Here is a 21,928-nt window from a genome sequence, read left to right on the forward strand (position 1 = left end):
CACATCTTTAACAAAAGAGCTAAGAACATTCTGGAGCGTAGCTAAGAAATTTTTTTCATAACGCTTATGCCAAAAAAAACTTATGCGCTCTGCGAAATCCAGCACATTGTTCAACTCGAAAGCCCTTGTTTTACGAGCTCTCTGGCGCTTATCGAGGGTTTGAGGAAAGTTCCAATCCACTTATCGACAAAGAGCGGAGAAGTGCTGGAGGGGAGGGACGCGAGCGATCTGGTGGTGACGGTTTTTTGTCACTTGAGTGATTCAAGATCGTTACGCATCGCTCACAGGCAAGGTTGTTGCGCACAGGGATCCGATGCCATTGATTGCAGAGGGGTTTTCCCGAAATCGTAAACAGCGCCGCGAGCGACTGGCTGGGCGAGATCGGTGCCGGGGCCACGGCTTACTCAAGTAATCCGGCACCCGGTGCACGATCCGCCAGACAACCCGCTCGAGCCATGAGCACGTTCTTCGCACAATCAAGGTGCCGACAGCGGTTGGCAGCGGAGGAAGTGCACATGGCAACGCTCATCGGAATCGTCAGTAAGGTCATCGGTCAGGTATTCGCGGTTGCGAGCGACGGCACCCGGCGTGCTTTGGTCGAGGGGGACCGGCTGTTCGCTGGCGACCAACTGACCACTGGCGCTGAAGGCGCGGTGGCGGTGCATCTGCAAAATGGCCAGGAACTGACCCTCGGGCGCGACAGCAGCATGCAGATGACACCGCAGTTGCTCGCCAATCAGATTCCCCATGTGGACTCACCTGAAGCCCTGACGCCGAGCGAAGCGCAACTGACCGATGTCGAACAGCTGCAAAAAGCCATCGCGGCGGGCGACGACCCGACCCAAACCGCCGAAGCCACCGCTGCCGGGTCCGCCACGACTACCGGTGTACCGGGTGGCATCCCGGGCAGTGGCCATAGTTTCGTCATGCTCGAGGAAGTGGGTGGGCGAGTTGATCCGGTCATCGGCTTCCCCACTGCCGGGTTCAATGGCATTCCCGAACTTCCCGAAGAACGCCTGAACGCTAATCCGGACAATGCTGTAGCGGAGCAAGCCCCTGTTGTGCCGCCGGTGGTTGCGCAGGTGCCGAACAATCCGGTCACTTTCGAAGACCTGTCGGAACAGAACGGCGAGCGGACTGTCAACGAGGCCAACCTGGCCGATGGTTCGGCGAGGAACGAAGGCTTACTGACGCGAAGCGGCACCTTCACCATCAATGCGCCAGACGGGCTGAGCAGCCTCAGCATCGGCGCGATCAACTTGATCAGCGGCGGCGTTGCGGCAGGTTTCCCGCAGTCGCTAACCTCCCCGTTGGGCGGCACGCTGACCGTCACCGGTTTCGACCCGGCCACGGGCGTGGTCAGTTACAGCTACACCCTCAACCGTGCCGAATCCCACGCGAGTGGCGAGGGTGCCAATAGTCTTGTCGAACACGTCACCGTGGTGGCCAGCGACAGCAATGGCGACAGCACTACCGGCACAGTGACAATCAACATCATCGACGACGTACCGCAAGCAGTCGATGACAACAATGGCACCGCCTCGGAAACCCTGCTGACCCTCAATGGCAACGTGCTGGGCAACGACGTGCAAGGCGCCGACCGCGTGACGGTTGGGGAGAATAGCGGCCCCATCACCCCCGGCACCTTCACCGGCACCTATGGCACCCTGGTGCTGAATGCCAATGGCACTTACACCTACACGCTGAACACCAGCGATGCCGATTTCAAGGCGTTGCACGGCGGTGGCGACGGCACCGAAACCTTCACCTACACCCTCACCGATTCGGACGGCGACAGCAGCACCGCGAACCTGGTGCTGCAGATCCACAACAACGATGACCCAGTAATCCTCAACGGCCTCAACGTGTATGGCGGTGAACTGACGGTCTACGAGAAAAACCTCAGCGACGGCAGCAACCCGGATGCACCGGCGCTGACCCAGAACGGCACTTTCACCGTGACGGCCCTCGACGGCGTGACGACCCTGACCGTGGGCGGTATCGCCGTGGTCACCGCTGGTGTGGCGGCGGGCTTCCCGCAATCGATCACTACGCCGCTGGGCAGCACCCTGACCATCACCGGATTCAACGCGGCGACCGGCGTGGTGAGCTACAGCTACACACTGGTCGATAACGAAGCCCACTCGACCGCCAACGGCGCCAACACCTTGCCCGAACAGCTCGCCGTGACCGTGGTGGATGACAACGGCACCACTGCCACGGGCAACCTCGACGTGAACATCGTCGACGACCTACCCAACGCCGTGGGCGACAGCAACGCCAGTACCGCTTCGGAAACCCTGCTGACGTTGAACGGCAACGTGCTGAGCAACGACGTGCAAGGCGCCGACCGGGTAACGGTTGGTGAAAATGCCGGACCGGTCACCCCCGGCACCTTCACCGGCACCTACGGCACTTTGGTGCTCAATGCCAACGGCACTTACACCTATACCCTCAACACCAGCGATGCCGATTTCAAGGCGTTGCACGGCGGTGGCAACGGCACCGAAACCTTCACCTACACCCTCACCGATTCGGACGGCGACAGCAGCACCGCGAACCTGGTGCTGCAGATCCACAACAACGATGACCCGATCACGATTGGCGGTTTGAATGTTGGGGGCGGCGAGCTCACCGTCTTCGAGAAAAACCTCAGCGACGGCAGCAACCCGGATGCACCAGCCCTGACCCAGAGCGGCACTTTCACCGTCACGGCCCTCGACGGTGTAACCACCCTGACCGTGGGCGGTATCGCCGTGGTCACCGCTGGTGTGGCGGCGGGCTTCCCGCAATCGATCACTACGCCGCTGGGCAGCACCCTGACCATCACCGGATTCAACGCGGCGACCGGCGTGGTGAGCTACAGCTACACACTGGTCGATAACGAAGCCCACTCGACCGCCAACGGCGCCAACACCTTGCCCGAACAGCTCGCCGTGACCGTGGTGGATGACAACGGCACCACTGCCACGGGCAACCTCGACGTGAACATCGTCGACGACCTACCCAACGCCGTGGGCGACAGCAACGCCAGTACCGCTTCGGAAACCCTGCTGACGTTGAACGGCAACGTGCTGAGCAACGACGTGCAAGGCGCCGACCGGGTAACGGTTGGTGAAAATGCCGGACCGGTCACCCCCGGGACCTTCACCGGCACCTACGGCACTTTGGTGCTCAATGCCAACGGCACTTACACCTATACCCTCAACACCAGCGATGCCGATTTCAAGGCGTTGCACGGCGGTGGCAACGGCACCGAAACCTTCACCTACACCCTCACCGATTCGGACGGCGACAGCAGCACCGCGAACCTGGTGCTGCAGATCCACAACAACGATGACCCGATCACGATTGGCGGTTTGAATGTTGGGGGCGGCGAGCTCACCGTCTTCGAGAAAAACCTCAGCGACGGCAGCAACCCGGATGCCACGGCGCTGACCCAGAACGGCACCTTCACCGTCACGGCCCTCGACGGCGTGACGACCCTGACCGTGGGCGGTATCGCCGTGGTCACCGCTGGCGTGGCCGCCGGCTTCCCGCAATCGATCACTACGCCGCTGGGTAGCACCCTGACCATCACCGGATTCAACGCGGCGACCGGCGTGGTCAGCTACAGCTACACCTTGGTCGATAACGAAGCCCACCCAACTGCCAATGGTGCCAACTCACTCCCTGAGCAGTTCGCCGTCACCGTGGTCGACGACAACGGCACCACCGCCACCGGTTCACTCGACGTCAACATCGTCGACGACCTGCCCAACGCCGTGTACGACAGCAACGCCAGTACCGCTTCGGAAACCCTGCTGACCCTCAACGGCAACGTACTGAGCAACGACGTGCAAGGCGCCGACCGCGTGACGGTTGGTGAAAATGCCGGCCCGATCACCCCCGGTACCTTCACCGGCACCTACGGCACTTTGGTGCTCAATGCCAACGGCACCTACACCTATACCCTCAACACCAGCGATGCCGATTTCAAGGCATTGCACGGCGGCGGCAACGGCACCGAAACCTTCACCTACACCCTCACCGATTCGGACGGCGACAGCAGCACCGCGAACCTGGTGCTGCAGATCCACAACAACGATGACCCAGTAATCCTCAACGGCCTCAACGTGTATGGCGGTGAACTGACGGTCTACGAGAAAAACCTCAGCGACGGCAGCAACCCGGATGCACCGGCGCTGACCCAGAACGGCACCTTCACCGTCACGGCCCTCGACGGCGTGACGACCCTGACCGTGGGCGGCATCGCCGTGGTCACCGCTGGTGTGGCGGCGGGCTTCCCGCAATCGATCACTACGCCGCTGGGCAGCACCCTGACCATCACTGGGTTCAACGCGGCGACCGGCGTCGTGAGCTACAGCTACACCCTCAATGATAACGAAGCCCACCCAACTGCCAATGGTGCCAACTCACTGCCCGAGCAGTTCGCCGTGACCGTGGTCGACGACAACGGCACCACCGCCACCGGTTCACTCGACGTCAACATCGTCGACGACCTGCCCAACGCCGTGTACGACAGCAACGCCAGTACCGCTTCGGAAACCCTGCTGACCCTCAACGGCAACGTACTGAGCAACGACGTGCAAGGCGCCGACCGGGTAACGGTTGGTGAAAATGCCGGCCCGATCACCCCCGGCACCTTCACCGGCACCTACGGCACCCTGGTGCTGAATGCCAACGGCACCTACACCTATACCCTCAACACCAGCGATGCCGATTTCAAGGCATTGCACGGCGGCGGCAACGGCACCGAAACCTTCACCTACACCCTCACCGATTCGGACGGCGACAGCAGCACCGCGAACCTGGTGCTGCAGATCCACAACAACGATGACCCAGTAATCCTCAACGGCCTCAACGTGTATGGCGGTGAACTGACGGTCTACGAGAAAAACCTCAGCGACGGCAGCAACCCGGATGCACCGGCGCTGACCCAGAACGGCACTTTCACCGTGACGGCCCTCGACGGCGTGACGACCCTGACCGTGGGCGGCATCGCCGTGGTCACCGCTGGTGTGGCGGCGGGCTTCCCGCAATCGATCACTACGCCGCTGGGCAGCACGCTGACCATCACTGGGTTCAACGCGGCGACCGGCGTCGTGAGCTACAGCTACACCCTCAATGATAACGAAGCCCACCCAACTGCCAATGGTGCCAACTCACTGCCCGAGCAGTTCGCCGTGACCGTGGTCGACGACAACGGCACCACCGCCACCGGTTCACTCGACGTCAACATCGTCGACGACCTGCCCAAAGCCGTGTACGACAGCAACGCCAGTACCGCTTCGGAAACCCTGCTGACCCTCAACGGCAACGTACTGAGCAACGACGTGCAAGGCGCCGACCGGGTAACGGTTGGTGAAAATGCCGGACCGGTCACCCCCGGCACCTTCACCGGCACCTACGGCACTTTGGTGCTGAATGCCAACGGCACCTACACCTATACCCTCAACACCAGTGATGCCGATTTCAAGGCGTTGCACGGCGGTGGCGACGGCACCGAAACCTTCACCTATACGCTGACCGACGCCGACGGCGACAGCAGCACCGCGAACCTGGTGCTGCAGATCCACAACAACGACGATCCGGTGGTCATCAACGGCCTCAACGTGTATGGCGGTGAACTGACGGTCTACGAGAAAAACCTCAGCGACGGCAGCAACCCGGATGCCACGGCGCTGACCCAGAACGGCACTTTCACCGTGACGGCCCTCGACGGCGTGACGACCCTGACCGTGGGCGGCATCGCCGTGGTCACCGCTGGTGTGGCGGCGGGCTTCCCGCAATCGATCACTACGCCGCTGGGCAGCACGCTGACCATCACCGGATTCAACGCGGCGACCGGCGTGGTCAGCTACAGCTACACCTTGGTCGATAACGAAGCCCACCCAACTGCCAATGGTGCCAACTCACTCCCTGAGCAGTTCGCCGTCACCGTGGTGGATGACAACGGCACCACCGCCACCGGTTCACTCGACGTCAACATCGTCGACGACCTGCCCAACGCCGTGTACGACAGCAACGCCAGTACCGCTTCGGAAACCCTGCTGACCCTCAACGGCAACGTACTGAGCAACGACGTGCAAGGCGCCGACCGCGTGACGGTTGGGGAAAATAGCGGCCCGATCACCCCCGGGACCTTCACCGGCATCTACGGCACCCTGGTGCTGAATGCCAACGGCACTTACACCTATACCCTCAACACCAGCGATGCCGATTTCAAAGCCCTGCACGGCGGCGGCAATGGCACCGAAACCTTCACCTATACGCTGACCGACGCCGACGGCGACAGCAGCACCGCGAACCTGGTGCTGCAGATCCACAACAACGATGACCCGATCACGATTGGCGGTTTGAATGTCGGGGGCGGCGAGCTCACCGTCTTCGAGAAAAACCTCAGCGACGGCAGCAACCCGGATGCACCAGCCCTGACCCAGAGCGGCACTTTCACCGTCACGGCCCTCGACGGTGTAACCACCCTGACCGTGGGCGGTATCGCCGTGGTCACCGCTGGTGTGGCCGCCGGCTTCCCGCAATCGATCACCACCCCGCTGGGCAGCACGCTCACGATCACCGGCTTCAACGCGGCGACCGGCGTGGTGAGCTACAGCTACACCCTCAATGACAACGAAGCCCACTCGACCGCCAACGGCGCCAACACCTTGCCCGAACAGTTCGCCGTGACCGTGGTGGATGACAACGGCACCACTGCCACGGGCAACCTCGACGTGAACATCGTCGACGACCTACCCAACGCCGTGGGCGACAGCAATGGCACCGCTTCGGAAACCCTGCTGACGTTGAACGGCAACGTACTGAGCAACGACGTGCAAGGCGCCGACCGGGTGACGGTTGGTGAAAATGCCGGACCGGTCACCCCCGGCACCTTCACCGGCACCTACGGCACTTTGGTGCTGAATGCCAACGGCACCTACACCTATACCCTCAACACCAGCGATGCCGATTTCAAGGCATTGCACGGCGGCGGCAATGGCACCGAAACCTTCACCTATACGCTGACCGACGCCGACGGCGACAGCAGCACCGCGAACCTGGTGCTGCAGATCCACAACAACGATGACCCAGTAATCCTCAACGGCCTCAACGTGTATGGCGGTGAACTGACGGTCTACGAGAAAAACCTCAGCGACGGCAGCAACCCGGATGCCACGGCGCTGACCCAGAACGGCACCTTCACCGTCACGGCCCTCGACGGCGTGACGACCCTGACCGTGGGCGGTATCGCCGTGGTCACCGCTGGCGTGGCCGCCGGCTTCCCGCAATCGATCACTACGCCGCTGGGTAGCACCCTGACCATCACCGGCTTCAACGCGGCGACCGGCGTGGTGAGCTACAGCTACACACTGGTCGATAACGAAGCCCACCCGACCGCCAACGGCGCCAACACCTTGCCCGAGCAGTTCGCCGTGACCGTGGTCGACGACAACGGCACCACTGCCACGGGCAACCTCGACGTCAACATCGTCGACGACCTGCCCAAAGCCGTGTACGACAGCAATGCTTCAACGGCCTCGGAAACCCTGCTGACGTTGAACGGCAACGTACTGAGCAACGACGTGCAAGGCGCCGACCGCGTGACGGTTGGGGAAAATAGCGGCCCCATCACCCCCGGGACCTTCACCGGCATCTACGGCACCCTGGTGCTGAATGCCAACGGCACTTACACCTATACCCTCAACACCAGCGATGCCGATTTCAAAGCCCTGCACGGCGGCGGCAATGGCACCGAAACCTTCACCTACACCCTCACCGACGCCGACGGCGACAGCAGCACCGCGAACCTGGTGCTGCAGATCCACAACAACGATGACCCGCTGGTCATCAACGGCCTCAACGTGTATGGCGGTGAACTGACGGTCTACGAGAAAAACCTCAGCGACGGCAGCAACCCGGATGCACCAGCCCTGACCCAGAACGGCACCTTCACCGTCACGGCCCTCGACGGCGTGACGACCCTGACCGTGGGCGGCATCGCCGTGGTCACCGCTGGCGTGGCCGCCGGCTTCCCGCAATCGATCACTACGCCGCTGGGTAGCACCCTGACCATCACCGGATTCAACGCGGCGACCGGCGTGGTCAGTTACAGCTACACCTTGGTCGATAACGAAGCCCACTCGACCGCCAACGGCGCCAACACCTTGCCCGAACAGTTCGCCGTCACCGTGGTCGACGACAACGGCACCACCGCCACGGGTAACCTCGACGTCAGCATCGTCGATGACCTGCCAAGCGCCAAACCTGACTCGTCGTCGGTAGTGGAGGGCGGCAGCGTCAACATCAGTGTGCTGGGCAACGACGTCAGCGGCGCCGATGGTCCGGCGACAGTGGTCGGCGTACGTGCCGGCGGCAATACCTTGACCTCGGCCATTGGTGGGCTGGGTAGCCAGATCAACGGTACCTATGGCTACCTGACCCTCGATGCCAACGGCAACGCGGTGTATCACAGCAACCAGAATTCCGTCGGCGATCTTGGGGCCACGGATACGTTCACCTACACCGTGCGTGATTCCGATGGCGATGAAAGCACCACCACCATCACCATCGACGTCGCCAACAGCACGATCAAGGCCAACCCCGACAGCGACGTGACGGTCTATGAAAAAGCCCTCGACCTGAGTCAGGGCGGGCAGGACCTGGCCGCTGGTACGGTCACCGGCAGTGACCCGGGCAATACGGGCGAAACCGCGTCCGGGACCCTGGTCGGTTCGGTCTCGGGTGCCAGTGGCGCGCTCACCTACACCCTGGTTGGCAGCGCCATCGGCACCTACGGGCAGATCCTGATCAACCCCGACGGTAGCTACACCTACACCCTGACCTCGGCACCGAAAACCTCGCCGAACGCCAACGACGGGCCGAACAGCCTGAGTGAAAGCTTCACCTACAAAGCCACCGATGCGCTGGGTAACAGCAGCACCAGCACCATCGTGGTCAGCATCGTCGATGATGTTCCCAAGGCGGTGGCAACGGATCGCTCGGTGGCGGCGGTGGAGATCGATTCCAACCTGCTGATCGTGCTCGACGTCTCCGGCAGCATGGCCGACCCTTCCGGCGTGTTGGACGCGTCGGGCGCGAGCCTGTCACGCCTGGCCCTGGCCAAGCAGGCCATCAGTGCCTTGCTGGATAAATACGACGACCTGGGCGATGTGAAAGTGCAGCTCGTCACCTTCAGCAGCAGCGCCACCGACATGACCTCGGTGTGGGTGGATGTCGCGACCGCCAAGACACTGCTGGCCGGCCTCACCGCGAACGGCGGCACCAACTACGACGCGGCCGTGGCGACCATGCAGACTGCGTTCAACACCTCGGGCAAACTCACCGGTGCGCAAAACGTCGGCTACTTCTTCTCCGACGGCAAGCCCACCACCGACCAGGAAATCGGCACCGCCGACGAGACCGCGCTGAAAACCTTCCTCGATGCCAACAACATCAAGAACTACGCGATTGGCCTGGGCAGCGGCGTGAGCAACGCCAACCTCAATCCACTGGCCTATGACGGCAGCAGCCATACCGACACCAATGCGGTGGTGGTGACCGACCTCAACCAGCTCAACTCGGTGCTGTCCGGCACGGTGATCGGCGCACCGGTGACCGGTTCACTGCTGGGCGAAGGTGGCACATTCGGCGCCGATGGCGGCTTCATCAAGACCATCACGGTGGATGGCACCACCTACACCTACGATCCAAGCGGCAACAGCAATCAGGGCTTGCTGAGCTTCAGCGGCGGGCTCAACCACGGCACGTTCAACACCGTGGACAACACGTTGAGCATTTCCACCAACAACAGCGGCACCCTGCAGATCAATCTCGATACCGGTGAATACGCCTACATTTCGCAGAAAACCACGTCGGTGTTGATTACCGAAAACATCGGATTCACCGCCAGCGACAACGATGGCGACCTGGCCAGCTCCACCCTGACGGTCAAAGTCATACCGAACGCACCGCCAGTGGCGGCTGATGATAACGTCATCACCAACGTGCTCTCGGGCACTGTCGTGGTGCCGGGCGAACTGTTGCTGGCCAACGACACCGACCCCAACGGCGATCAACTCTCGGCGACACCGACTTCGTTCAACACCGGCTGGATCGCCGGGGACGCGGACTTCACTGGAACCGGCGCGATCAGCTTCGCCGGTCAAAACAACAATCCCGCCAACAAGAGTCTGGCCAACGTGCGCAGCGCCTTTGAGGCCAACGCGGCGACCATGACGGCGCTGCTGGTGGTCAGTGGCTATCTTGGCGCGGCGAACAACTCCAATGGCAACAATGAAGACCTCATCACGGTCAAGCTGAAACAGGGTGAGACGCTCAACCTCGATCACAACCTGGACCCTGGGCACATCACGATGGAGTATTCGCTCAACGGTGGGGGGTTCGTAAGCATCGCCGATGGCGGCACCATCACCGCAAGTGCGGATGGCACTTACCAGATCCACCTGACCAACATCACCAACACCAGTGGCAGCGATACGAATTCGGCGGAAAACTATCAGCTGACCATGACCGTAAACTACGCCGGAGCACAGGCCGTCATCACGGACTACCACGGCACCTACACCGCCAACGACAACCACGGCGGCAGCGACTCGGCCAACCTGACCATCAGCTATCAGGAAGGCCACACCCTTACCGGCACCAGTGGGGATGACGTACTGGTGGCGGGCACGGGCAACAACATTATCAATGCCGGCGACGGCAACGATGTGCTCACTGCCGGTTCCGGCAACAACGAGCTGCATGGCGGCGCCGGCAACGATCTGCTCTTCAGCGGCCAGGGCAATGACATCCTCGATGGCGGCACGGGCATCGACACGGCCAGTTACGCCCATGCCAGCGCCGGGGTGACTGTCGACCTCAGCCTGCTCACTGCGCAGAACACCCTGGGCGCGGGCTCGGACACCCTGACCGGTATCGAAAACCTCACCGGCTCGAACTTCAACGACACCCTGACTGGAGGCAACACCAACAACGTGATCAACGGCGGCCTGGGCAACGATATCCTCAACGGCGGAGGCGGGGATGACTTGCTGATCGGTGGCCTGGGCAACAACACCCTCACCGGCGGGGCGGGGACCGATACCTTCCAGTGGCTCAAGGGCAACAGTGGCCATGACGTGATCACCGATTTCACGCCCGGCACCGACAAGCTCGACCTGTCGCAACTGCTGCAAGGGGAAAACGGCACCACGGCTTCGCTGGATGACTACCTGCACTTCACCGTCATCGGCAGCGGGCCGTCGACAGTGACCAGCATCGACGTCAGCGCCATGGCCGGCGCCGCGCCGAACCAGACCATCGACCTGGCCGGCGTCGATCTGGCCAGCCACTACGGTGTTACGCCGGGGGCGGGTGGGGTGATCGCGGGCGGGCATGACACAGCGACCATTATCAACGGCATGCTCAATGATCATTCGTTGAAGGTGGATACGGTGTGAACTGAAACCTGCCAAAAAACCCGCCACCCCGGGAAGGGGGCGGGTTTTTTTTGCCCGGGACAAAGGTCGATGTCCGGTCAGGGGTTACTGACCCTCGATGTACCCATTATCACATTGGCTCTGGCGTCCCGATCAATCGACCCATGGCCCCGAATATTCCCAACTCCCTGATTACCTCCAGTTCCCCACGGGTCTCGACCATTTCCGCAATCAGCGGCAAATCAATGCTGTGGGTCGCGCGGAAGATCGCGTCGATGAACAGCCGCTTGTCAGGCTGCTCGTCGATGTTGCGAATGTAGGCCCCATCGATTTTCAGGTACGCCAGGCCCAATTGGGTCAGGTTGCCGATCTGACTGAAGCGCCCGCCAAAGTGTTGCAGGCCGATTCGGTAACCGGTCTTGAGCAATGAGCTGCAAAGGTTTTGCAGCACTTCGGGGGAAGGCAACTGGCGTTCGTCGATTTCCAGGATCAGCAACGGCGCCAGTTCCGGCAGGGAGTCGAGCAGATCGAGGATTGTTCGCCATTGCACCGGATCGCGCAGGGTGCTCCCGTACAGGCTCAGTGCCAAAGGCCTGCGGTTGACCACCAGGTCGTCCAGCGTGGCTTCGAGCATCGCCAGGTCGAACCGTCCCGACCAGCCGAGACGCTCGATCCACGGCAGGAAATGCCCGGCGGCAATCGCCTCGCCCTGCGGGTCGAGCAGGCGTGCGAGCACTTTGTGATGCAGCACCTGGCGGGTGTCGGTGCATTGCACGACGGGCTGGAAGTACAACTGCATTTTGCCTTCGGTCAAGGCATCGTCGATCCAGGTGCGCCAGTCGTGCTGGGAGTGATTCGGTGCCGTATCACGATGACTCAAATGGACCCAGGGGCGTTCGGGATGTTGCCGCGACTCCGTCAGCGCCTGATCAAGGCGCAGGAGTACGGTGCTGATCGGCTCACCGGGGCGGTAGGCGACAACGCCCAGATGGGCGACCGGCATGCAATCGCTGGCACCGGTCAGGCGCAGGTTCTCCAGGCTGACGCTGACATCGGCAGCCAGGCGCGCGGCACTTTCAGCATCCAGGCCCGGTGTCAGCAGGCTGAATTCGCCGCCACGATTGCGCGCCGCCAGCCAGGTTCGACGCTCCGGCAATTGAGTCAGGCGCTTGAGCAATTCGCCGACGGCAGTGATCAGCGCGTCAGTCCGTTGGCCACCCAGGCGTTGATTGAGGCCGTTCAGGTCGTTGATTCGCAACATCAGCAAATGGCCATCTCGGCTCTGTTCGCACACGCGTAAATGGTCGGCCAGTTGCTCGTCGAACAGGCGTCGGTTGGCCAGGCCGGTGAGGCTGTCCAGATAGGATTCGGCCCGCAGTTTTTCGCTGCGCGCAGCCTCCTCGACGAACAGCGCCTTGAGCTTCTCGACCATCTGGTTCATCGCCAGCACCACCCGTTTCAGTTCCGGTGTGCGTGGCAGTTTCGGCAGGCTGATAAACTCGCGTTTGCTGATGGCCTCGGCTTGTCGGACCATGCTGTCGAGTGGGCGAAATTGCCGGCGCAGCATCCATCCTCCAATCACGGCGCTGAACAGCCCGCACAACAGCAACCAGATCAGGCTGCCGAGGGTGCCGTCCCAGAGCTTGGCCAGGGCGAATTGCGGATTGCTCAGCACTTCGACCCGTGCCAGTTGTTCCCAGCCGCGCATGATCAAGGCATCGCCACCTTCCGGGCGCAGGTCGACCAGGTTGACGAACCAGTCAGGCACACCCTTGATTTTCGTCGGTGCAGTGCGTTCCACCAGGGTTTGCTGATCTTTGAGCCTGATGACGCGAATGCTGCTGAAATAGCCGCTGTCGAAAATCGAACTGACCATCAGTTCCATCATTGCCGGGTCATCGACCTGTGCCGTCAGCGACAGCCCCAGCGCGGTGGCCGCGTCCTGGGCGTGGGCACGCAGTTGGCTGAGCGTTTGTTCGCGGGAGCTTTCCAGGCTGGCAAAAAAACTGCCGCTGAACGCCACCAGCAGGAACAGACAGATGGCCAGGAACAACTGTTTACGCAGTGTCATGCTTCGCTCCTTGCCAAGGCGGTTAGCCGTCGCCGATGTCGAACCCTTCGGCCTGCATCTTTTTCAACACTTCCTGCCAGCGCGACAGCTTTTTCGAGTCGCCGCTGCGCTGGCCGCCATTCTTACCCGGCAGGTACAGGCCTTCGGCGTTGAAGGCGTATACCGGTAGCAAGTCTTTGCGTTGGGAGGCGGGGCGGATATCGCCGATCAGGTTGTCCAGCACCAGTGGGTCACTCGTGGGAGTGCTGTAGAACGTCAGCACCATGTGCGCCTGGTTCTGGCTCAAGGCCTTGACGTAGGTGATGCGCAGTTTTTCGCTGGGAATACCGAGCCGGCGCAGGCTGAAATACTTCGCCAGGGCGTAGTCCTCGCAATCGGCGGCGCCCTTGATCAGGGCTTCGACGGGCGTGGCCCAGTAATCGGTCTGTTGCCAGATGCGCGTGTCGTCCTGGAAGTCCAACTGCTGATCGAAGAAGCGGTTCACCGCGTTGAGCTGCTCGCGTTCGGGAGCGCCGCGTGTACTTTGCAGCATTTGACTCCAGGCCTCGATCCGACTTCGTGCCGCTCCGAGCGGGCCGTATTGTTTTTCAACGGTTTGCAGAATCCGCGCAAAATCCCAGTCAGCCCGGACCCCGTTGAATACGGTCAGTAGCAAACCAGCCAGCAGCAACCCGCCGCCGAGCCGAAGTCGGAGCGTTGGCCATCCTGGACTACGCAGACTGCGGGCCATGTCTGGCTGCTCGAGTGTAGGTGGGTGAAGTTTAGGTGGTGTTTTGGGCGCGGGAGGGCAGGTCGTCGGACGGGGCTCGCCACAAAGGGCCAAGGGCGACTTCAGGATTTATGCAGGGTTTTCTGCTTGAGGATGTAGATGGTCACGAGTACTGCACTGGTCAGCATGAAGCACCGTGCCCAAGGCAGCGGTACCAGGTAGCAGGAGAGCAGGATGCTCGCCCACATCAGGCCAATGGCGTAGACCTTGCCCCTGAGCGGAATGCCGTTGCCATCGAGGTAGTCGCGGATCCACGGGCCAAGCCGTGGATGCTCGACCAGCCATTGATAAAAGCGCGGGGAACTGCGGGCGAAGCAGGCGGCCGCCAGTAGCAGGAAAGGGGTGGTGGGCAATACCGGCAGGAAAATCCCGATCACCCCCAGCGCTACGCTCAGCCAGCCGATGGCCAGCAGCACGTAGCGCAACATCAGGGGGCGGTTGCCTATGGGGTTGTCCATAGGCAGAACCTTAGTGGTGGCGAGGCTTGAGAATCGCCGGTTTTTCGTCTGGTGCGTTGCACAGCAGGTACAGCGCGGTCAGGGCTTCCGGGATCTGTACAATCATGTCGTCCATCAGGTTGGCATCTTTGGCGATGTCTTCGAACTCCGGCTGCTCGTCGAACAGGCCCGAACCGACCATGATCGGCAACAGCATTTCGCTGACTTCTTCTTCGGCGCTTTCGAACCAGGCCGCTTCGCGCAGGAATACACCTTCCATGAAGCCGATGCACCAGCCGCGCAGGTCGGAATCATCCGGGTCGTCGCCCAGGTCCAGGTCGCATGGCAGCTCGAACTCTTCATCGGAGGCCAGCTGGCGAGCGATGTGGGCCTTGAGGCCGATCAGCGTGGCTTCGATCTCTTCACGCTGGGCTTCGCCACTGTAATGCGGTTCTTCGGCGAACAGCGCGTCGATCCACTCACGGTCAGGAACGGTTTCGGAACAGATCGACAGCGCGGTGAGGTAGCCGTGGGCGGCCACGTAGTCCAGCGCCTCGTCATGCAGTTCATCAGCGTCGAGGAAGACTTGCAGGCGGGTTAGTTGCTCAGCGAAGGACATTAAAGGACTACCTTGGGGAATGTTCGATGCGGGAATTCTAGGCCTTCTTGAGCACTTGGGCCAGCCGCACGGCATATTTGCACCTTTGTGGGAGCGGACTTGCTCCGGGCGGCGTTCCGACGAAGGCGGTGTGCCAGGTTGCATTAATGTCGACTGACACTCCCTCTTCGCGAGCAAGCCCGCTCCCACAGTCCGATTGTGTGAGTCTTATCAGCGGTGCCCTTTGCCGGACGGGGCTCGGGTATACTCGCGCGTTTTGTGATGCCCTGCTGGCGTCACGGCTGAAATGTGAAGCGTCATGCAATGCGCACTTACGATTTATCGGTGCAGCGTCGCGGGTTCTGAACCAGCCTTGCAGGGATGTTTCGGTGATTTTTGGAGTTTCTATGCTCGAACAGGCTCAACGCGTCCTCAAGGACATCTTCGGCTACGACAGTTTCCGTGGCCGCCAGGGTGCAATCATTGAGCGCGTGGCCAGTGGCGGCGATGCCCTGGTCCTGATGCCTACCGGTGGCGGCAAGTCCCTGTGCTTCCAGGTCCCGGCGTTGTTGCGCGAAGGCCTGGCCGTGGTGGTCTCGCCGCTGATCGCACTGATGGACGATCAGGTCGCCACCCTCGAAGAGCTGGGCGTGGCCGCCGCCGCGTTGAACTCCACCCTCAGTGCCGAGCAGCAGCGCGACCTCGCCGTCCGCATCCGCCGCGGTGAAGTGAAAATGCTCTACCTGGCGCCGGAACGTCTGGTCCAGCCGCGCATGCTGTCCTTCCTGCAGGGGCTGGACATCGCCCTGTTCGCCATCGACGAAGCACACTGCGTATCGCAATGGGGCCACGATTTCCGCCCGGAATACCTGCAGCTGGGCCAGTTGGCGGAAATGTTTCCCGACGTGCCGCGCATCGCCCTGACCGCCACGGCCGACAAGCGCACCCGGGAAGAAATCGTCACCCGCCTGCACCTGCAGGACGCCGAGCGCTTCCTGTCGAGCTTCGACCGGCCGAACATCTTTTATCGCATCGTGCCCAAGGAACAACCGCGCAAGCAGTTGCTGGCATTCCTCGCCGAGCGTCGTAGCGATGCGGGCATCGTGTATTGCCTGTCGCGCAAGAAAGTCGAGGAAGTCGCCGCGTTCCTCAGCGAGCAAGGCTTCCCGGCGTTGCCATACCACGCCGGCCTGCCCAACGATCTGCGGGCCTACCATCAGAAACGCTTCCTCAACGAGGAAGGCCTGATCATGGTCGCCACCGTGGCGTTCGGCATGGGCATCGACAAGCCCAATGTGCGTTTCGTCGCGCATCTCGATTTGCCGAAATCCCTTGAGGCCTATTACCAGGAAACCGGTCGTGGCGGCCGTGACGGCCTGCCGGCGGATGCCTGGATGGCCTACGGCCTGCAAGACGTGGTGATGCTCAAGCAGATGTTGCAGAACTCCGAAGGCGACGAGCGTCACAAGCGCCTGGAACAGCACAAGCTCGACGCCATGCTCTCGCTCTGCGAAGAAACCCGCTGCCGTCGGCAAACGCTGCTGGCCTACTTCGACGAAGACATGCCCGAGCCTTGCGGTCATTGCGACAACTGCGTCGACGGCGTGCAGACCTGGGATGCCACCGAGCCGGCGCGTCAGGCGCTGTCGGCGATCTACCGCACCGGTCAGCGCTACGGCGTCGGGCACCTGGTGGATGTATTGCTGGGCAAGGACAACGAAAAAGTCCGCAGCTTCGGCCATCAGCACCTGTCGGTGTATGGAGTTGGCAAGACGATGGCGGAGGGCGAATGGCGTTCATTGTTCCGCCAATTGGTGGCCCGTGGTCTGGCGGACATCGACCTCGAAGGCTACGGCGGCTTGCGCCTGAGCGACAGTTGCCGGCCGCTGCTCAAGGGCGAAGTGACCCTGGAGCTGCGCCGCGATCTCAAGGCGCAAACCGTGGCGAAAAGCAGCAAGAGCCAGGCGAGCCAGCTGGTCCGTGGCGAAGAGCGCGAACAATGGGAAGCCTTGCGCGCCCTGCGTCGCAAGCTCGCCGAAGAACATGGCGTGCCGCCGTACGTCATCTTCCCCGATTCGACCTTGCTGGAGATGCTGCGCAGCCAGCCGACCTCGCTGGCGGAAATGGCCACGGTCAGCGGTGTCGGCGCGCGCAAGCTGGAGCGTTACGGCGAGGCTTTCCTCGAAGTGCTCGGCGGGCAGGTCGAGGCGCCGAAACCGGTGGCCGATGTACGTCACGAACTGATTACGTTGGCGCGGGCCGGCATGACACCGGTACAGATCGCCGGTCAGTTGCAGTGCTCGGAAAAGAATGTCTACACCATGCTGGCTGAAGCGATCGGCAAGCAGCAGTTGTCGTTGGAGCAGGCGCTGGATCTGCCTGAAGACCTGATGGGTGAAGTGCAGGACGCCTTCCTCGACGGCGAAGGCGAGTTGCCGCCGGTTTCCGAGATCGCCGCACTGTTCGCAGGCAGGGTGCCGGAAGGGGTGTTGTACTGCGTTCGGGCGGCCTTGCAGTCGGAATTCGAGATTTGAGACATCTGCGTGCTGATGTAACGATTCACTACAGATCAAGCCTTGCCTCAAATCGAGGCTCATGCTTAGCTGACTAATAATTAGTTTTTATTTATTTCAGTCTAATCATGAGTGTTTTATGCCGTTAACCGATCAACACCGCTTTGGCATGCAATTGGCCCAGATGTCCCGTGGCTGGCGTGCCGAACTGGACCGCCGACTGGCGGGCATGGGCTTGTCCCAGGCACGCTGGCTGGTGCTGCTGCACCTGGCCCGTTTCGAAGAAGCACCGACCCAGCGTGAGCTGGCACAAAGCGTCGGCGTCGAAGGCCCGACCCTGGCCCGCTTGCTCGACAGCCTGGAAAGCCAGGGCCTGGTGCAACGCCAGGCAGTGCTGGAAGACCGTCGGGCGAAGAAAATTGTGCTCTGCGCGCCGGCGCGTCCCCTGATCGAACAAATTGAAACCATTGCCACGCAACTGCGTCACGAACTGTTCGAAGGCGTTGATGAGGCGGATTTGAAGGTGTGCATGCGGGTTCACGGGCACATCCTGGGTAACCTTGAAAAGTCTTGAGGCATAACCGAACGCCAGGTTTATGAGAGACCGCATCGGGCAGACTATAAGAACTACTCGGCAATATCGTGTTCGTAACGGATGTACGAACCCGTGCGGATGGTTTCTGTAGATCTCAAGGATGCTCATGCTCAAGTGTTGGCGATTGGTTTTACGCGGTGGTTCTCAGTGGTTGCTGGCCGGGGCTGCTGTCACATACTCGGCATGGGCGCCTGCGCTGGGCCTGGGTGAAATCACCCTGCATTCGGCGCTGAATCAACCGCTGCGTGCCGATATCACAATGGTGGATACCGCCGGCCTGGAGGAAAACCAGCTGTCGGTGAGCCTGGCAACGGCAGACGAGTTCAGCCGTGCCGGGGTCGACCGGGCATTTTTCCTCAACGACCTGAAGTTCACTCCGGTGCTGCGCGGTAATCGCCGCGTGATCCAGGTGACCTCCGCCAAACCGGTCAATGAACCCTTCCTGAATTTCCTTGTGCAGCTCAATCAGCCGAATGGGCGATTGTTGCGCGAGTACACGGTTTTGATCGATCCGCCGGGTGCGCCAGGGGTTGTTCCCGCCGCCGATGAAGCGGTTTCCATCTCCCCGGCGTCCGCATTTCCCCGTGTTCAACCGGTCCTGGCGCCGTCACCCGTGGTCAAGGCACCGCCAGAAACGGACGTCGCCGTTGTTGATCCCGCTATCGAACAACTGGCCGCCAGCACCCTGCAAAACCACGAGTTGCAAACCACGGTCGATGAGCTCAACGCGAAGCTTCAAGGCCAGGATGAGTTGATCGCCAGCCAGAAAAAACAGTTGGCCGAACTGCACACCCAACTGGCGGAGCTCAAGAAGGTAAAGGCTCAACCCATTGCCTCCGACGCAGTGCCGCCAGCCCCCGCCATTGCTGAAAAAACCGGGTTTGGCTGGCTGCCGATTGCCGGTATGTCGGCGCTGATAGCGTTGCTGGCGCTGGGCTGGTTTGTTCGCCGCCGGCGCCAGCAACATCAGGCCGCAGCTTCAGAGGCGCTGCCGTCGCAGCCGGAACCGCTGGCGGAGCTTTATGCCGAGCCAGTGACGTGGCCCACCGTCAGGCAACCCGTCGCGGTACCGGCCAACGATGAGCTTGAGTGGGTCGACAGCAGTCGTTCCACCTCGGTCGCTGCTGCCGTGGCGGTGGTTCCGGGTTTGGCGATGTCCGGTGAATCCGCCATTGATGATGAGTACCGGCTCAACCTGGAGGAGTTTTCCTTGGCGTCGAGTTGGGACCTGATCAGCCCCAGCGGGAACCCGCAGCCGGCTGCTCCGGCCATGATCGAGCCAGAGTTCGAGTTGGAAACGCCATTCGCTCCGCCGTCTCGACAGTCACCGGTCGGGCTATCATAGCGGCGTCGTCAAACTCTGGAGTCAGGCCCCATCATGACCGTCAGCAAACCGGAAATCATCATCACCTATTGCACGCAATGCCAATGGCTGTTGCGTGCGGCCTGGCTGGCCCAGGAACTGCTCAGCACCTTTGGTGATGATTTGGGCAAAGTCTCTCTGGTGCCGGGCACCGGCGGGGTCTTTCATATCTACTGTGACGCCGTACAGATCTGGGAGCGCAAGGCGGACGGAGGCTTCCCCGAAGCCAAGGTACTCAAGCAGCGGGTCCGTGACCAGATCGACCCGGACCGCGACCTGGGGCACAACGACCGCACTCAGTGAGACGCGGCCTCGGCTGCAACGGCCTTCTTGCTTGTGCCACTTGAGAACCGGCTGGACACCACAATCGCCACAATGATCAGCGCGCCCCCCAGCAACATGCGCAGGGTCGGGTTTTCGTTGAACAGCAACCAGGCGACGGTGATGCCGTAGACCGGCTCCAGGGCGAACACTATGGCGGCAGTGCGAGCCTTGATCACCGCGAGGCTGGCGACGAACAGGCTGTGGGCTACACCGGTACAGAACACACCTAGCAGGCCGATCCACAGCCAGTCGATGGCGCGCACTTCGCTCAATTGAGGCGCCGCCACCGGCAGCAGGCACAGGGCAACCACCACGTTCTGGCACAGCGCCGCCTGGACCGGCGGGACTCGACCGGAACTGGCACGGTTGGTCAGTGACAGCAGGGCGAACAACAAACCGGAACCCACGGCCCACAGCAGGCCGGTGGTGGCGCCGCTGGCCAGGTCAAAGTCGGGTGTGACCAACACTAGGCCGACACTCACCAGCAGCACCAGCACAATCTCATTGGCGCGAATGCGCTCGCGGAAGATCAGCCCTTCGAGGATCACGGTAAAGGCCGGGAAGCTGGCGAAACCGAGCGTCGCTATCGCCACGCCTGCGACTTTCACGGCAATGAAGAAGCTCACCCAGTGTCCGGCCAGCAACAAGCCGCTGAGCAGCAGTCGACGCCAGTCCACGGCCTCGAGTTTCTGCCAGCGCGTCTGGCTGGCGAACCGTGCAAAAAACGCCAGCGCGAGCACCGCAAAGGCGGCACGGCCGAACACGATGATCGCCGGGGACGCGGCGGCCAGTTTGCCGAACACGCCAGTCAGGCCGAACATCAATGCGCCGATATGCAAGGCGCCAAGGGCGGTACGGGGAGTCATTGCAATCCTTAACGACAAACGAACAGAGGCCTCATTGAAGCGCGTAATGGCCCATCAAGTCTGTCGGCAAACTCGCGTTATTTGTCGCCAGTCTCGCGCCGCAGTTTTCCGGGCGATGCCCCGAACTCGCGCAGTACCGCCGCCGCGAAGGCACTCTGGGAGCTGTAGCCGACACGGCTGGCAATTTCGCCGATGGGCAGTGCCGAGTTGCGCAGCAAGCCCACCGCTATGTGCAGGCGTCGGCTGCGGATGTAGTCCATTGGCGTCTGCCCGCATTCGGCCACGAACCGTGCATGCAGACGGGCACTGGAAAGACCGGCCACCCGGGCCAGGTCGGCCACTTGCAGCGGGTATGCCGCGTACTGATCGATGTGCGCGTCCAGCGCCGCATAGGGCAGACGCCGACCGCCGACGGCTTCGGGCCTGACGTTGTTGAGACTGGCCAGCAACAGCACCGCGCCTTGTTGAGCGATCAGCGGATCATCCACCGGACTGTTCGCCAGCCAACTGACCAATTGGCTTTGCCCGGCATTCAGGGGTAGGCGCCCGGCGTTGTCGAGCAGGCGTCGGCTGGGCTCGGCGTGATCGCCCAACGACTGGGCAACCCATTGTTCGCTTGGCACATCCAGCACCAGGCAGCGGCTGCCATTGGCGCTGCCACAGGCGTGATGCGCTCCGGAGGGCACCACCACGAAACTCTGCCGGACCACCTGGCTGCCCCGCCCGTCGACCTCGAAATCCAGGGCGCCAGAAAGCCCGAACACCAGTTGCGCGTGTTCGTGGCTATGGACGATCAGGTCGTGGCTGTATTGGCGAAGCGTGAGGATCGGTCTCATCGCGGGTCTCCCGGCTCAGGGCGTCAGTCTACACCGAGCGGGCCTGTAAGCGCTGTCACAGGACTGACTTGACGCTGTCATGGACCATTAACCGGCTCGGGGCAGACTTGGCAAA

11 protein-coding genes are annotated in these 21,928 nt (G+C 61.8%); 5 read left to right on the plus strand and 6 right to left on the minus strand.

Annotation, left to right across the window (positions count from 1 at the left end; translation table 11 throughout):
* Positions 1-515: 515 nt before the first annotated feature.
* Positions 516-11,462 (plus strand): retention module-containing protein, encoded by a 10,947-nt coding sequence (locus AB4O40_RS24970; protein WP_460057557.1) that lies wholly within the window; start codon positions 516-518, stop codon positions 11,460-11,462.
* A gap of 109 nt (positions 11,463-11,571) precedes the next feature.
* On the opposite strand, the gene lapD is transcribed toward AB4O40_RS24970, so the two are convergent.
* The 4 genes from lapD to AB4O40_RS24990 form a co-directional block, all read right to left on the minus strand.
* A complete protein-coding gene (lapD, locus tag AB4O40_RS24975) occupies positions 11,572-13,512 on the minus strand; it encodes a cyclic di-GMP receptor LapD (protein WP_409078512.1) in 1,941 nt (646 codons plus the stop codon).
* Positions 13,513-13,534: 22 nt separating this feature from the next.
* Positions 13,535-14,242 carry a cysteine protease LapG gene (lapG, locus tag AB4O40_RS24980; RefSeq protein WP_056721447.1) on the minus strand — a complete coding sequence of 236 codons (708 nt, stop codon included), beginning with the start codon at positions 14,240-14,242 and terminating at the stop codon, positions 13,535-13,537.
* A 101-nt stretch (positions 14,243-14,343) separates the two neighbouring features.
* The gene (locus tag AB4O40_RS24985; protein WP_056721448.1) at positions 14,344-14,739 is read right to left on the minus strand and encodes a YbaN family protein; all 396 of its coding nucleotides are present in this window, start codon (positions 14,737-14,739) and stop codon (positions 14,344-14,346) included.
* 10 nt (positions 14,740-14,749) lie between these two features.
* Positions 14,750-15,337, minus strand: coding sequence for a UPF0149 family protein (locus AB4O40_RS24990; protein WP_056721450.1), 588 nt, complete (start codon positions 15,335-15,337; stop codon positions 14,750-14,752).
* A gap of 386 nt (positions 15,338-15,723) precedes the next feature.
* Between AB4O40_RS24990 and recQ the strand changes: the two genes are divergently transcribed.
* The 4 genes from recQ to AB4O40_RS25010 all read left to right on the plus strand — a co-directional run bounded on the left by recQ (position 15,724) and on the right by AB4O40_RS25010 (position 20,090).
* Positions 15,724-17,850, plus strand: a complete 2,127-nt coding sequence (gene recQ, locus AB4O40_RS24995; protein ID WP_056721452.1) for a DNA helicase RecQ — start codon at positions 15,724-15,726, stop codon at positions 17,848-17,850.
* 118 nt (positions 17,851-17,968) lie between these two features.
* On the plus strand, positions 17,969-18,403 hold the full coding sequence (locus tag AB4O40_RS25000) for a MarR family transcriptional regulator (RefSeq protein WP_007984163.1): 435 nt from the start codon (positions 17,969-17,971) through the stop codon (positions 18,401-18,403).
* A gap of 127 nt (positions 18,404-18,530) precedes the next feature.
* On the plus strand, positions 18,531-19,769 hold the full coding sequence (locus tag AB4O40_RS25005; RefSeq protein WP_409078510.1) for a type IV pilus assembly protein FimV: 1,239 nt from the start codon (positions 18,531-18,533) through the stop codon (positions 19,767-19,769).
* Positions 19,770-19,802: 33 nt separating this feature from the next.
* Positions 19,803-20,090, plus strand: a complete 288-nt coding sequence (locus AB4O40_RS25010; protein WP_056721456.1) for an Rdx family protein — start codon at positions 19,803-19,805, stop codon at positions 20,088-20,090.
* Here AB4O40_RS25010 and AB4O40_RS25015 read toward each other — a convergent pair.
* Together AB4O40_RS25015 and AB4O40_RS25020 are read right to left on the minus strand one after the other, a co-directional pair.
* A complete protein-coding gene (locus AB4O40_RS25015) occupies positions 20,084-20,977 on the minus strand; it encodes a DMT family transporter (protein WP_460057549.1) in 894 nt (297 codons plus the stop codon). The two genes, AB4O40_RS25010 and AB4O40_RS25015, sit on opposite strands and share 7 nt — an antisense overlap.
* A 77-nt stretch (positions 20,978-21,054) precedes the next feature.
* Positions 21,055-21,813: an AraC family transcriptional regulator gene (locus AB4O40_RS25020; protein WP_056721460.1), complete on the minus strand. Its 759-nt coding sequence runs from the start codon at positions 21,811-21,813 to the stop codon at positions 21,055-21,057.
* Between the last annotated feature and the right edge of the window lie 115 nt (positions 21,814-21,928).

The sequence above is a fragment of the Pseudomonas sp. S2_F07 genome, assembly GCF_054668325.1.

Excerpts from the sequence above, each read along its gene's own strand:
- AB4O40_RS24970 (WP_460057557.1), top strand. The coding sequence starts at position 516 with ATGGCAACGCTCATCGGAATCGTCAGTAAGGTCATCGGTCAGGTATTC.
- lapD (WP_409078512.1), bottom strand. The coding sequence starts at position 13,512 with ATGACACTGCGTAAACAGTTGTTCCTGGCCATCTGTCTGTTCCTGCTG.
- lapG (WP_056721447.1), bottom strand. The coding sequence starts at position 14,242 with ATGGCCCGCAGTCTGCGTAGTCCAGGATGGCCAACGCTCCGACTTCGG.
- AB4O40_RS24985 (WP_056721448.1), bottom strand. The coding sequence starts at position 14,739 with ATGGACAACCCCATAGGCAACCGCCCCCTGATGTTGCGCTACGTGCTG.
- AB4O40_RS24990 (WP_056721450.1), bottom strand. The coding sequence starts at position 15,337 with ATGTCCTTCGCTGAGCAACTAACCCGCCTGCAAGTCTTCCTCGACGCT.
- recQ (WP_056721452.1), top strand. The coding sequence starts at position 15,724 with ATGCTCGAACAGGCTCAACGCGTCCTCAAGGACATCTTCGGCTACGAC.
- AB4O40_RS25000 (WP_007984163.1), top strand. The coding sequence starts at position 17,969 with ATGCCGTTAACCGATCAACACCGCTTTGGCATGCAATTGGCCCAGATG.
- AB4O40_RS25005 (WP_409078510.1), top strand. The coding sequence starts at position 18,531 with ATGCTCAAGTGTTGGCGATTGGTTTTACGCGGTGGTTCTCAGTGGTTG.
- AB4O40_RS25010 (WP_056721456.1), top strand. The coding sequence starts at position 19,803 with ATGACCGTCAGCAAACCGGAAATCATCATCACCTATTGCACGCAATGC.
- AB4O40_RS25015 (WP_460057549.1), bottom strand. The coding sequence starts at position 20,977 with ATGACTCCCCGTACCGCCCTTGGCGCCTTGCATATCGGCGCATTGATG.
- AB4O40_RS25020 (WP_056721460.1), bottom strand. The coding sequence starts at position 21,813 with ATGAGACCGATCCTCACGCTTCGCCAATACAGCCACGACCTGATCGTC.